A 14,094-nucleotide genomic window follows, 5' to 3' on the forward strand; every position below is an offset into this window, starting at 1 on the left:
AGGCCGTCTGAAAAATTTTCAGACGGCCTTTTGTTTGATCAAGCCAATAATTCAGCCAGGCGTTTGACGATTTCATCTGCTGCTTGGCGTTTTGATGTTTCCGGAAATGAGGTTTCGGCAAGGTCATCAATAATGGTGATTTGATTGGTTGGCTTACCCATGGAAACGGAAACTTGGTTGGCCACCAGCATCGGTACGTTTTTACGCAAACGTTTTGCCCGAGCAAATTCCAAAACCTGATGGCTTTCGGCAGCAAAGCCGATGCAGAACGGTGGAGAAGGCAGGGCGGCAACGGATGCGAGAATATCCGGATTTTCCGTCAGTTCGATAACCGGAGGCTGATTGCCGTTTTTCTTCAGTTTCTCGTTGCTGCTGTTTTTGATTTTATAGTCGGCAACGGCTGCAACGGAAATAAAGACATCTTGTTCCGGAATATGGCGATGAACTGCCTGATACATGGCTTCTGCGCTGACAGCCTGTTCAGAATGATCCAATCCTGCGGGCAAGGCCGTCTGAATTTGACCGTAAATCAGCGTGACTTTCGCTCCGGCAGCACGGCAGGCACGCGCTAAAGCTATGCTCATTTGTCCGCTGGAAATATTAGTAATGCCGCGAACAGGATCGATGGCTTCAAACGTTGCGCCGGCGGTAATCAGAACTTTTTTTCCGCTCAGTAGCTTGGGTGTCCATAAATCCTCTAGCAAATCTGCCAGATCGACCGCTTCGACCATTCTACCAGTGCCTGTTTCGCCGCAAGCCTGTTCGCCGCTGTTTGGGTAAAACACGGTAATGCCGTCTGAAACCAGCTGCTCAATATTGCGCAGGTTGGCAGGGTTGCTCCACATTTCGACATTCATTGCAGGCGCAACGGCCAAAGGACATTTTCTGGCTGCGGCCAAAGTAGTCAGCAGGTCGTCGGCCAATCCGTTGGCAATTTTGGCAATCGTATTGGCAGTCGCAGGCGCAATAAGAAATGCGTCGGCTTCACGCGTCAGATTGATATGCGCCATGCCATTATTGGAAGCGCCTGAATAAGTATCCGATAACACGGGATTGCCGCTTAAAGCTTGGAAAGTCAGCGGAGAGACAAATTCCGTCGCAGAATCTGTCATCACCACTGAAACAGAATGTCCTTGCTTTTTCAGCAGTCTAACCAGTTCACAAGATTTATACGCCGCAATACCACCGGTAATGCCGAGGAGAATGTGTTTGCTCATGATATTGGATGTTTAGTTAAGCTATTGTTTGAAATCAAATTCTCTCGATATTGATTTTTGCCAATCCTGCTTTAATGGCATTACCGTATCTTCTGGGTAAGGAAGCTGAAACAATTCCGTTTTTTACTTCAGTTACGTAACTGCACACCTTAAATTCAGGAACAATATTAAGCGAATAATCCCGATTGACTAAAGGAGATACACGCGAATATAAAGTCCATCTCGCCAAGCTGTTATCTTCATAATCGGTTGTCGCGTTGAAGCTGGTTGCACCTTCGCAGAAAGCAATTTGATAATCTGGGTTGAATTCTCCGGGGATGTCATGCGGATTACGGAAGTTGAACAGTCGGTCATGTGCAAAGAGATTTTGGCGTATATAGGCCCACAATTCTTTTTCTAAGAAATCCTGATCCGCGAAATGCCTTGAAGAATAGCCGCTATCAATAAAGTTTTGAATTCTTTCCTGCATATTAGGAACGGCACCGGCCTTAGCCCCCCACATGCCCGCAAGAATTAAAGCAGTATGCGAGCCCGAATCGCGTATGGTGTGGAATAGGGTGCCACTTTTTATCCATTCCGAAACAGAAGCTGCATCTCGATAACAAATAATAGAATCAGCATCGCGAAATATCACATATTCAGCTTCAGGATCATTTATCGCAAGAAAACGCCACATCGTTCCGGGCCAGTTGCGCAGTTGGGGATCAATATGGATAACCTCCGCACCATTGGCCTTAAACCGTTGGATGGCTTCGGCTGGAACAGAATCATCAACATAGAAACGGCATGTCCAGCCAGGAAAAAGAACAGGAGCAAGCTGGGTATTTAAGACGGCAGGCTCAATATATTTGGAACTATTACCAAATAAAGAAAACGAGATAATCCGTTTTCCATCTTTTGGCGCCGATGCAGGAATAATTTCATGCTGAAGATCAGGTATGGCTTTATCTTTCAAGACCAAAGCCTGATGGCCATAAAATCCGGTTCTTTCCCAATTTCCCAAACCGCCGTATGCATGTGCAAGTAAATCCAAAGCAGGGATATAGGCGCAATCCAGCTCCAATGTTTTCATTTCGGCCTCAATGGCTTTTTCCCATTTCAATTGCTTTAGATAGACATAAGCAACTTTGTGATGAAATTCGACAGATTGTGGATTGAGAAGGCAAAGAATCTCCGCACGTTTAAGCGCTTCCTCGTAATTTTCCTCTTCGATAAAAGAGTGATATGCCTGTTCAAATTTTTGTTGGATTTGTTGGTTGCTCATAATAGGACAATTTTAAATTTATGATTGTTTTATTGAAGAAAGTGTAGATTGTAAGAGTAGATAGGACCAAAGCGCCAGCAATATAAAGAGAAATAGCATCTGAATGTAGCAAATTAAGAGCAAAGTTGTAGGGCTATTATCTTTGAAGATTCTGTATATCTAGTGAATGTATAAAATTTGATAAATTTAAAATTATTTAAATACAGGTAGTTGCAGAAATTCTGCAATTTTTTTGAAATTAGGTGTTGACTGGTTTTGTTGAGAGGCGTATAGTTCGGTTCTTCGCCGCTGACGCGGTGAAGAAAACGAAGCAGACAGTATAACACAGTTGGTTGAAATTTTCGATAATTTTAGTTGACATTTGCTAAATGTACTGTATAATTCGATTCGCTCTTTAAAAAACAGATTACCGATAAGTGTGAGTGCATTAGGCCTCACACTGTTTGAAAGACAGACAAGATGATGTTTTAGACATTGTCCTGTCGGTTTCTTTGAAGCAGACCAGAAGTTATAAGTTAGAGATTGAACATAAGAGTTTGATCCTGGCTCAGATTGAACGCTGGCGGCATGCTTTACACATGCAAGTCGGACGGCAGCACAGAGAAGCTTGCTTCTTGGGTGGCGAGTGGCGAACGGGTGAGTAATATATCGGAACGTACCGAGTAATGGGGGATAACTAATCGAAAGATTAGCTAATACCGCATATTCTCTGAGGAGGAAAGCAGGGGACCTTCGGGCCTTGCGTTATTCGAGCGGCCGATATCTGATTAGCTAGTTGGTGGGGTAAAGGCCTACCAAGGCGACGATCAGTAGCGGGTCTGAGAGGATGATCCGCCACACTGGGACTGAGACACGGCCCAGACTCCTACGGGAGGCAGCAGTGGGGAATTTTGGACAATGGGCGCAAGCCTGATCCAGCCATGCCGCGTGTCTGAAGAAGGCCTTCGGGTTGTAAAGGACTTTTGTCAGGGAAGAAAAGGCTGTCGCTAATACCGACAGTTGATGACGGTACCTGAAGAATAAGCACCGGCTAACTACGTGCCAGCAGCCGCGGTAATACGTAGGGTGCGAGCGTTAATCGGAATTACTGGGCGTAAAGCGAGCGCAGACGGTTACTTAAGCAGGATGTGAAATCCCCGGGCTCAACCTGGGAACTGCGTTCTGAACTGGGTGACTAGAGTGTGTCAGAGGGAGGTAGAATTCCACGTGTAGCAGTGAAATGCGTAGAGATGTGGAGGAATACCGATGGCGAAGGCAGCCTCCTGGGATAACACTGACGTTCATGCTCGAAAGCGTGGGTAGCAAACAGGATTAGATACCCTGGTAGTCCACGCCCTAAACGATGTCAATTAGCTGTTGGGCAACTTGATTGCTTAGTAGCGTAGCTAACGCGTGAAATTGACCGCCTGGGGAGTACGGTCGCAAGATTAAAACTCAAAGGAATTGACGGGGACCCGCACAAGCGGTGGATGATGTGGATTAATTCGATGCAACGCGAAGAACCTTACCTGGTCTTGACATGTACGGAATCCTCCAGAGACGGAGGAGTGCCTTCGGGAGCCGTAACACAGGTGCTGCATGGCTGTCGTCAGCTCGTGTCGTGAGATGTTGGGTTAAGTCCCGCAACGAGCGCAACCCTTGTCATTAGTTGCCATCATTAAGTTGGGCACTCTAATGAGACTGCCGGTGACAAGCCGGAGGAAGGTGGGGATGACGTCAAGTCCTCATGGCCCTTATGACCAGGGCTTCACACGTCATACAATGGTCGGTACAGAGGGTAGCCAAGCCGCGAGGTGGAGCCAATCTCACAAAACCGATCGTAGTCCGGATTGCACTCTGCAACTCGAGTGCATGAAGTCGGAATCGCTAGTAATCGCAGGTCAGCATACTGCGGTGAATACGTTCCCGGGTCTTGTACACACCGCCCGTCACACCATGGGAGTGGGGGATACCAGAAGTAGGTAGGGTAACCGTAAGGAGCCCGCTTACCACGGTATGCTTCATGACTGGGGTGAAGTCGTAACAAGGTAGCCGTAGGGGAACCTGCGGCTGGATCACCTCCTTTCTAGAGAAAGAAGAGGTCTGATGCATTCACACTTATCGGTAAACTGTAAAAGATGCGGAAGAGAAAAGCTTGAGTGAAGACAAGATTCGCTTAAGAAGAGAATCCGGGTTTGTAGCTCAGCTGGTTAGAGCACACGCTTGATAAGCGTGGGGTCGGAGGTTCAAGTCCTCCCAGACCCACCAAGAACGGGGGCATAGCTCAGTTGGTAGAGCACCTGCTTTGCAAGCAGGGGGTCATCGGTTCGATCCCGTTTGCCTCCACCAAGCACTTTACAAATCAAAGGAAGCCTGCTATACTTAGCAGCTTATTTTGATTTGCGAAGTGAAATATCGACGCATCGATCTTTAACAAATTGGAAAGCCGAAATCAACAAACAAAGACAATGAGTTTGTTTTGATTTTTTATTCTTTGCAAAGGATAAAGAATCTCTCGCAAGAGAAAAGAAAACAAACACAGTATTTGGGTGATGATTGTATCGACTTAATCCTGAAACACAAAAGGCAGGATTAAGACACAACAAGCAGTAAGCTTTATCAAAGTAGGAATTTCAAGTTTGCTTCCCTAGTCAACGGGTAGGTAAACGAAGTCAGAGAGGTTCTTGAAATGATAGAGTCAAGTGAATAAGTGCATCAGGTGGATGCCTTGGCGATGATAGGCGACGAAGGACGTGTAAGCCTGCGAAAAGCGCGGGGGAGCTGGCAATAAAGCTATGATCCCGCGGTGTCCGAATGGGGAAACCCACCTCTTAGGAGGTATCCTTATCTGAATACATAGGATAAGTGAAGCGAACCCGGAGAACTGAACCATCTAAGTACCCGGAGGAAAAGAAATCAACCGAGATTCCGCAAGTAGTGGCGAGCGAACGCGGAGGAGCCTGTACGTGATAACTGTCGAGATAGAAGAACAAGCTGGGAAGCTTGACCATAGTGGGTGATAGTCCCGTATTCGAAATCTCAATGGTGGTACTAAGCGTACGAAAAGTAGGGCGGGACACGTGAAATCCTGTCTGAATATGGGGGGACCATCCTCCAAGGCTAAATACTCATCATCGACCGATAGTGAACCAGTACCGTGAGGGAAAGGCGAAAAGAACCCCGGGAGGGGAGTGAAATAGAACCTGAAACCTGATGCATACAAACAGTGGGAGCACCCTTGTGGTGTGACTGCGTACCTTTTGTATAATGGGTCAACGACTTACATTCAGTAGCGAGCTTAACCGAATAGGGGAGGCGTAGGGAAACCGAGTCTTAATAGGGCGAACAGTTGCTGGGTGTAGACCCGAAACCGAGTGATCTATCCATGGCCAGGTTGAAGGTGCCGTAACAGGTACTGGAGGACCGAACCCACGCATGTTGCAAAATGCGGGGATGAGCTGTGGATAGGGGTGAAAGGCTAAACAAACTCGGAGATAGCTGGTTCTCCCCGAAAACTATTTAGGTAGTGCCTCGAGCAAGACACTGATGGGGGTAAAGCACTGTTATGGCTAGGGGGTTATTGCAACTTACCAACCCATGGCAAACTAAGAATACCATCAAGTGGTTCCTCGGGAGACAGACAGCGGGTGCTAACGTCCGTTGTCAAGAGGGAAACAACCCAGACCGCCAGCTAAGGTCCCAAATGATAGATTAAGTGGTAAACGAAGTGGGAAGGCCCAGACAGCCAGGATGTTGGCTTAGAAGCAGCCATCATTTAAAGAAAGCGTAATAGCTCACTGGTCGAGTCGTCCTGCGCGGAAGATGTAACGGGGCTCAAATCTATAACCGAAGCTGCGGATGCCAGTTTACTGGCATGGTAGGGGAGCGTTCTGTAGGCCGATGAAGGTGCATTGTAAAGTGTGCTGGAGGTATCAGAAGTGCGAATGTTGACATGAGTAGCGATAAAGCGGGTGAAAAGCCCGCTCGCCGAAAGCCCAAGGTTTCCTACGCAACGTTCATCGGCGTAGGGTGAGTCGGCCCCTAAGGCGAGGCAGAAATGCGTAGTCGATGGGAAACAGGTTAATATTCCTGTACTTGATTCAAATGCGATGTGGGGACGGAGAAGGTTAGGTTAGCAAGCTGTTGGAATAGCTTGTTTAAGCCGGTAGGTGGAAGACTTAGGCAAATCCGGGTCTTCTTAACACCGAGAAGTGACGACGAGTGTCTACGGACATGAAGTAACCGATACCACGCTTCCAGGAAAAGCCACTAAGCTTCAGTTTGAATCGAACCGTACCGCAAACCGACACAGGTGGGCAGGATGAGAATTCTAAGGCGCTTGAGAGAACTCGGGAGAAGGAACTCGGCAAATTGATACCGTAACTTCGGGAGAAGGTATGCCCTCTAAGGTTAAGGACTTGCTCCGTAAGCCCTGGAGGGTCGCAGAGAATAGGTGGCTGCGACTGTTTATTAAAAACACAGCACTCTGCTAACACGAAAGTGGACGTATAGGGTGTGACGCCTGCCCGGTGCTGGAAGGTTAATTGAAGATGTGCAAGCATCGGATCGAAGCCCCAGTAAACGGCGGCCGTAACTATAACGGTCCTAAGGTAGCGAAATTCCTTGTCGGGTAAGTTCCGACCCGCACGAATGGCGTAACGATGGCCACACTGTCTCCTCCCGAGACTCAGCGAAGTTGAAGTGGTTGTGAAGATGCAATCTACCCGCTGCTAGACGGAAAGACCCCGTGAACCTTTACTGTAGCTTTGCATTGGACTTTGAAGTCACTTGTGTAGGATAGGTGGGAGGCTTTGAAGCAGAGACGCCAGTCTCTGTGGAGCCGTCCTTGAAATACCACCCTGGTGTCTTTGAGGTTCTAACCCAGACCCGTAATCCGGGTCGGGGACCGTGCATGGTAGGCAGTTTGACTGGGGCGGTCTCCTCCCAAAGAGTAACGGAGGAGTTCGAAGGTTACCTAGGTCCGGTCGGAAATCGGACTGATAGTGCAATGGCAAAAGGTAGCTTAACTGCGAGACCGACAAGTCGAGCAGGTGCGAAAGCAGGACATAGTGATCCGGTGGTTCTGTATGGAAGGGCCATCGCTCAACGGATAAAAGGTACTCCGGGGATAACAGGCTGATTCCGCCCAAGAGTTCATATCGACGGCGGAGTTTGGCACCTCGATGTCGGCTCATCACATCCTGGGGCTGTAGTCGGTCCCAAGGGTATGGCTGTTCGCCATTTAAAGTGGTACGTGAGCTGGGTTTAAAACGTCGTGAGACAGTTTGGTCCCTATCTGCAGTGGGCGTTGGAAGTTTGACGGGGGCTGCTCCTAGTACGAGAGGACCGGAGTGGACGAACCTCTGGTGTACCGGTTGTAACGCCAGTTGCATAGCCGGGTAGCTAAGTTCGGAAGAGATAAGCGCTGAAAGCATCTAAGCGCGAAACTCGCCTGAAGATGAGACTTCCCTTGTGGTTTAACCACACTAAAGAGTCGTTCGAGACCAGGACGTTGATAGGTGGGGTGTGGAAGCGCGGTAACGCGTGAAGCTAACCCATACTAATTGCTCGTGAGGCTTGACTCTATCATTTGAAGAACTTCAAATAATAAAAGCTTACTGACTGATTCAGTCATCACCGAATAATTGATTAAGGCTTTACCGATTTGTAACAGTTTAAGTTTGGCGGCCATAGCGAGTTGGTCCCACGCCTTCCCATCCCGAACAGGACCGTGAAACGACTCAGCGCCGATGATAGTGTGGTTCTTCCATGTGAAAGTAGGTCACCGCCAAACACCCATTCCGAAGCCTCCGACTGATGTCGGGGGCTTTTTACATGCCTGTCGTTTCTATCGGTTTGGCGGCAGAATTGGGGTAACAGGTGTTGGGATCACACATTGGGATAGTGATATGCCGGTGTTTATGGAGTATTTGTGCATCTTGGTATTGGAATCGGAAATATTTACCCTGTTGTTATTCTTGCACAAAAGTACCGAAAGTTATGGTTAACCGTTTGGAATGTTTGAAATCGAACGGTATTTGCGTTAATATGTCGTATGCATTTATATGGAATAGGGCCGTGTTCTACTGTCGTGTGGCAGTGTCGGCGGGGTGGGGAAAACCGTCCTGCAGACGGCCCGGTTGATTCAATCCAACACGTTATAGGAAAACCCTGATGAAGAAATTTTTATTTGGTGTAGTTGCCGCCGTGTGTACGGCATTCTCTTTGGCTGCCGTGAACGTCAATACGGCCTCTTCTGTGGAACTGGAGGCATTGCCGGGTATCGGCCCGGCTAAGGCGAAGGCGATTGTGGAATACCGTCAGAAGAACGGTGCGTTCAAATCGGTGGAGGAGCTGAAAAACGTGAAGGGCATCGGTGATGCGGTGCTGAACAAGTTGAAGGCGGAGGCGACGGTTTCTTCTGCCGCGCCTAAGGCCGCCCAGCCTGCCGTGAAAAAATAAGCCGGATTCTGCCTGTATGCCGCCCTGCGGCCGAACCGTTTGCCGGTTGGGCCCGGGGCGGCTTTGTTTGGGGCGGCGGGGATGAAGCTTGAACCAGTGGGGGCTTCCGTTGGGTAATAAGGTAAGAAGCAAGGAGGATTTGACGATATTGCATTAAAAAACGGTTGTTGGAAAAGGAGAATGAGTATGGGAAATGAAATAGAATTTACAAAATAGGTTTCAGGTTGAGACCTTCATAAAAATAGTCTTTTAACGACATTTAATGCATAAAAATGCGCCATAAATTTTCAAGTAACTAAAATTTTCCTCATATCGAACAAAGAGTTGGGAAATTAGAAAATTTTTGTATTTTGAAAATGAGATTGATCATAAAATTTTAGTAACTTATATTATCGCAAGATCTTAGGCCGTCTGAAAGATGCTGAAATCAGCTTTCAGACGGCCTTGTCGTAAGATGAGTTTTGATATTGGCGTACTTTTTTAAATACAGATAAAATCCCTGCTAATTATTTATAACGATATTTTTAGGACTCACAGTGCTTGCTTTGGATTATTGTCATCAAAAGGCCGCGGAAAGCCATTCCAGTTTTTTATCCGGTTTTCGTTTTTTATCAGTAGAAAAACGAAATGCGATCACTGTTTTATATGCTTTTTGTCGCGAACTGGATGATGTGGTCGATGGCTGTACCGATCCGAATGTGGCTCAGATTACCTTGAATTGGTGGCGCAGTGATTTAGAGAAAGTATTCAACAATGAGATGCCTGAGCATCCAGTTCATCAAGCTTTAAAAGATATTCGGGCAAGTTTTGATTTGCCGAAGAATGAATTTGAAGCTTTGATTGATGGGATGCAGATGGATTTGGAGCAGGCTCGTTATGGTAGTTTTGATGAATTAAAGCTGTATTGCCACCGTGTTGCCGGAGTTGTAGGGCGTCTTATTGCACGGATTTTAGGTTTTTCCAATCCGAAAACTTTGGAATATGCGGAAAAAATGGGCTTAGCTTTGCAGTTGACGAACATTATTCGTGATGTGAGCGAAGATGCGCGGCAGGGAAGAATTTATCTGCCGATAGAGGAAATGCAGAAATTTGATGTGCCTGCCAACGTCATCATGCAGTGTAAACCAACAGACAATTTTGCGAAATTAATGCAGTTTCAAGTGGATAGGGCGCGTGAAACTTATCGTGAGGCTATGTTGCTTTTGCCGGCTGCGGATAAGAAATCGCAAAAAGTCGGTCTGATTATGGCGGCCATTTATTATGCGCTGTTGAATGAAATCGACCGTGATGGTGCGCAAAATGTGTTGACTTACAAAATTGCGATTCCTTCTCCCCGTAAAAAACGGATTGCTTTGAAAACTTGGCTGTTTGGATTTAAACCATGAATACTCAGCGTCCAAAAATTGCTGTGATTGGTGCCGGTTGGGCAGGTTTGTCTGCGGCGGTTTCCCTGATTCATCGAGCTGATATTGCTTTGTTTGAGGCCGGGAGGCAAGCGGGCGGTAGAGCGCGTGCCTTAGCCGGGAAAAATGATGGATTCAGCTTTTTGGATAATGGGCAGCATATCTTGTTGGGTGCGTATCATGGTGTTCAAACTTTGATGCAACATATTGGCGTTAAACCTGAATCAGCCTTTTTACGCCAGCCTTTGCAATGGTACATCCATGAAGGATTACAGTTTCAGACGGCCTCTCTGCCTGCACCGTGGCATTTGCTTGTCGGTATCCTGCGTGCAAAAAATCTTTCCTTTTCATTGAGAATCAAATTGCTGTCGGATATGTCGGCATTGCAACGTTGGGCAGGCCATCATAAAACCGATTTGACGGTTGCAAAGTGGTTGAGAACAAGAAATGTTCCGCGCAGCCTACTTGGCCAATTTTGGCAACCTTTGGTTTGGGGTGCTTTAAATACGCCGTTAGAACAGGCATCGTTGCGCATTTTATGCAATGTATTGAATGATGGCGTGTGGTCTGAAAAGGCGAACAGCGATTATCTTTTGCCCAAGCAGGATTTAGGGCGGATCGTAGCCGAACCGGCTTTGGATTTTCTACACAAACATGGTGCAAAAATACATCTTGAAACTCGTGTTTCCGATTTAAATCATCATATCGATGGCCGAATTGAAATCAATGGCGAAGTATTTGATGCGGTGATTTTAGCCGTTGCGCCATATCATGTTGACGCGCTTTTGCCTGAAGATACGCCTGACTATATTCAGACGGCCTATCAATCGTTGCATTACCATGCGATTACTACGGTTTATTTGCGTTATGCCCAAGCAGTCAAGTTGCCTGCGCCTTTAACCGGGTTTGCTGATGGTATGGCGCAGTGGGTGCTGCATCGGGGGGTGTTGGGTTTGCCGGATAATGAAGTCGCGGTCGTCATCAGCGTTTCCGATTACGTCGAGGCTTGGAAGGACAAAGATTTAGCCGAGAAAATTCATGCGGACATCAAGCGGATTTGTCCGGATTTGGATAAACCCGAAGCCGTACGCATTATTACGGAAAAACGCGCGACTACGGAGGCAACGGTTGATTTTGTACAACCTGGTTTCTCATGGCTGCACCATCGCCGTATTTATCCGGCCGGCGACTACCTCCATCCGCGCTATCCGGCAACCTTGGAAGCGGCGGTTCAGTCAGGTTTTGCCGCGGCTGAAAAGCTTATGCTGGATTTGCGGTTTGAATAAACTGAGGCCGTCTGAATGTTCAGACGGCCTTTTTGACTTTACAAAACTTACCAAGCCGATACAATATCCGAAACCATAAAGTTCAAGGAAAAGTCATGACGACATTAGCGAACAAAACCATCTTGATTACTGGCGCATCCCAAGGCTTGGGCGAGCAGGTTGCCAAAGCCTATGCGGCTGCCGGAGCGACTGTCATTTTGGTGGCGCGTCATCAAAAGCGTTTGGAAAAAGTATATGATGCCATTGTGGCTGCGGGCAGCCCTGAGCCATTTGCCATCTGCTTTGATTTGATGAGCGCGGAGGAGAAAGAGTTTAAGCAATTCGCAGAAACCATTGATGAAGCTACCGGCGGAAAATTGGATGGCGTGGTGCATTGCGCCAGCTATTTCTATGCCTTGTCGCCATTGGATTTCCAAACCGTATCGGAATGGGTCAACCAATACCGTATCAATACTGTTGCGCCTATGGGCTTGACCCGTGCGCTGTTCCCATTGTTGAAGCAATCCGAAGACGCTTCTGTGATTTTTGTCGGCGAAAGCCACGGCGAAAAACCGCAAGCTTATTGGGGTGGTTTCGGTGCCTCCAAAGCTGCGCTTAATTATTTGTGTAAAGTGGCTGCGGACGAGTGGGAACGTTTTGACAACCTGCGTGCCAATGTTTTGGTGCCGGGAGCCATCAATTCGCCGCAACGTATCAAATCTCATCCGGGCGAATCGAAAAGCGAACGTAAAAACTACGAAGATGTCCTGCCGCAATTTATTTGGTGGGCAAGCCGAGAGAGCAGGGGGCGGACAGGCGAAATCGTCTATCTGTAAATCTACCTGCTCAGAGTGGTTTGAAAACATGAGGCCGTCTGAAATCTGTATTTTCAGACGGCCTTTAACTTATTGAGTTTTATATCTAAATAATGTTGAAGTTTGATGTTTGACGTGTTAGCAGGCAAACATCAGGCTGGCACAAAATTAGATATAATAATCTAAGTTATAGTTGTATTGGATAAATATGACGGAATTTGACTTTATCAGACAATATTTGCAGCGACAAAAATCGGAAGGTCTGATTTTGGGCATAGGGGACGATGCCGCTATTATTCGCCCAAGTAACGGATTTGATTTATGTTTTAGCGCAGATATGTTGGTCAAAGGCAGACATTTTTTTGAAGATGTTTCGCCTGAAGATTTGGCATGGAAAATGCTTGCAGTAAATTTGTCCGATATGGCCGCTATGGGTGCCAAGCCGCGGTGGGTGTTACTCAGTGCTGCGCTGCCTGAATTGAATCAAGACTGGCTGACACGTTTTTGCGACAGCTTTTTTGCTTTGGCCGCGCGTTTTGATACGGTGTTGATTGGTGGCGATACCACCAAAGGCGATTTGGTCTTTAATGTAACGATAGTGGGTGAAGTTCCGACAGGGCGTGCCCTGCGGCGTGATGGGGCCGAAGTCGGCGACGATATTTGGGTATCGGGCCGCTTGGGTTTGGCTGCCGCTGCGTTGAACAAACATCTTGGGCATTATCAATTGCCGTCTGAAATCATGGCGGTTTGCGATGAGAAATTGCTCCGTCCGGAGCCGCGCGTTTCATTGGGTCAGGCATTGTTGCCGTTTGCCCATGCCGCGCAAGATGTTTCTGACGGCCTGGCTCAAGATGTGGGGCATATTTTAAAAGCCTCTGCTGTCGGGGCGGAAATCTTTGCCGATTGTGTACCGTCGTTGCCTGAATTGAAAAACGTTTTGTCGAGCGAGCAATGGTTGTCGGCAGTATTGGCCGGCGGCGATGACTACGAACTGATTTTTACTGCTGCTCCAGAAGACAGGGAACGTGTTTGTCAGGCGGCGGAACAAAGTGGCGTACCGGTTGCCCGAATTGGTAAAATGACTGACTCAGGCCGTCTGAATATTTTGGATGCCGAAGGCGGCGTATTGGAACTGACTTCTTTAGGATTTGATCATTTTGGCTGAACGTAAACCTACTTTTTCTTGGCTGTTGCACAAACCATTGTGTTTTTTAGGATTTGGTTTTGGCAGCGGCTTATCGCCGGTTGCGCCGGGTACGGCAGGGACGCTGGCCGCGTTACCTCTGGCTTTTGTATTGTGCCTGTTGGGCATAGACGGCTGGATATTGCTTTTATTGTGTATCGCCTTGTTTTTCTGGGGCATCCGCATTTGCGGTTATACCGAGAGGGAACTGGGCATTCAGGATTACGGCGGTATCGTTTGGGATGAAATTGTCGCGATGCTGCTGGTGCTGTCGCTGATTCCGTTTAAATGGAGCTGGTGGCTGGCGGCTTTTGTTATTTTCCGCTTGTTTGATGCGTTGAAACCCTGGCCGATCAAATGGTTTGACCGGCGGATTCATGGAGGTTTGGGCATTATGCTTGATGATTTGATTGTGGCTGTGATGACTTTATTGGTCTTGGGGCTGTTTCATTGGATTGCGTGATGTGTTTTAAGTGTTTCGACCCTTTGCAAAAATAGGGCGGACA

At 47.5% G+C, this 14,094-nt stretch carries 8 protein-coding genes, 2 tRNA genes and 3 rRNA genes; 11 read left to right on the plus strand and 2 right to left on the minus strand.

Annotation, left to right across the window (positions count from 1 at the left end):
• Positions 1-38: 38 nt before the first annotated feature.
• A complete protein-coding gene (gene coaBC / locus BBP27_RS00935) occupies positions 39-1,217 on the minus strand; it encodes a bifunctional phosphopantothenoylcysteine decarboxylase/phosphopantothenate--cysteine ligase CoaBC (RefSeq protein WP_188211823.1) in 1,179 nt (392 codons plus the stop codon).
• A gap of 34 nt (positions 1,218-1,251) precedes the next feature.
• Entirely contained in the window at positions 1,252-2,481 is a 1,230-nt protein-coding gene (locus BBP27_RS00940) for a tetratricopeptide repeat protein (RefSeq protein WP_188211822.1), read from the minus strand.
• A 524-nt stretch (positions 2,482-3,005) separates the two neighbouring features.
• On the opposite strand from BBP27_RS00940, the gene BBP27_RS00945 reads away from it, so the two are divergent.
• From BBP27_RS00945 to BBP27_RS00995, 11 genes are all read left to right on the plus strand, one after another.
• Positions 3,006-4,546 (plus strand): 16S ribosomal RNA (locus tag BBP27_RS00945).
• 105 nt (positions 4,547-4,651) lie between these two features.
• A tRNA-Ile gene (locus tag BBP27_RS00950) sits at positions 4,652-4,728 on the plus strand.
• 5 nt (positions 4,729-4,733) lie between these two features.
• Positions 4,734-4,809 (plus strand) — tRNA-Ala (locus tag BBP27_RS00955).
• Positions 4,810-5,156: 347 nt separating this feature from the next.
• Positions 5,157-8,045 (plus strand): 23S ribosomal RNA (locus BBP27_RS00960).
• A 95-nt stretch (positions 8,046-8,140) separates the two neighbouring features.
• Positions 8,141-8,254, plus strand: a 5S ribosomal RNA gene (rrf, locus tag BBP27_RS00965).
• Together the 16S, 23S and 5S rRNA genes with 2 tRNA genes alongside form the textbook arrangement of a ribosomal RNA operon.
• Before the next feature lie 380 nt (positions 8,255-8,634).
• Positions 8,635-8,922 carry a ComEA family DNA-binding protein gene (locus tag BBP27_RS00970; RefSeq protein ID WP_188211820.1) on the plus strand — a complete coding sequence of 96 codons (288 nt, stop codon included), beginning with the start codon at positions 8,635-8,637 and terminating at the stop codon, positions 8,920-8,922.
• 536 nt (positions 8,923-9,458) lie between these two features.
• On the plus strand, positions 9,459-10,307 hold the full coding sequence (gene hpnD / locus BBP27_RS00975) for a presqualene diphosphate synthase HpnD (protein WP_188211411.1): 849 nt from the start codon (positions 9,459-9,461) through the stop codon (positions 10,305-10,307).
• Positions 10,304-11,611: a hydroxysqualene dehydroxylase HpnE gene (gene hpnE / locus BBP27_RS00980; RefSeq protein ID WP_188211412.1), complete on the plus strand. Its 1,308-nt coding sequence runs from the start codon at positions 10,304-10,306 to the stop codon at positions 11,609-11,611. The genes hpnD and hpnE overlap by 4 nt, the downstream gene beginning before the upstream one ends.
• 95 nt (positions 11,612-11,706) lie before the next feature.
• Complete coding sequence (locus BBP27_RS00985; protein WP_070822525.1) at positions 11,707-12,426, plus strand: SDR family oxidoreductase; 720 nt, start codon at positions 11,707-11,709, stop codon at positions 12,424-12,426.
• Between the two features lie 187 nt (positions 12,427-12,613).
• Positions 12,614-13,570: a thiamine-phosphate kinase gene (gene thiL, locus BBP27_RS00990; RefSeq protein WP_188211413.1), complete on the plus strand. Its 957-nt coding sequence runs from the start codon at positions 12,614-12,616 to the stop codon at positions 13,568-13,570.
• The gene (locus BBP27_RS00995) at positions 13,563-14,051 is read left to right on the plus strand and encodes a phosphatidylglycerophosphatase A family protein (protein ID WP_188211414.1); all 489 of its coding nucleotides are present in this window, start codon (positions 13,563-13,565) and stop codon (positions 14,049-14,051) included. The genes thiL and BBP27_RS00995 overlap by 8 nt, the downstream gene beginning before the upstream one ends.
• Positions 14,052-14,094 lie beyond the last annotated feature (43 nt).

Source organism: Neisseria sp. RH3002v2g (genome assembly GCF_014596425.2).
Lineage (GTDB): Bacteria > Pseudomonadota > Gammaproteobacteria > Burkholderiales > Neisseriaceae > Neisseria.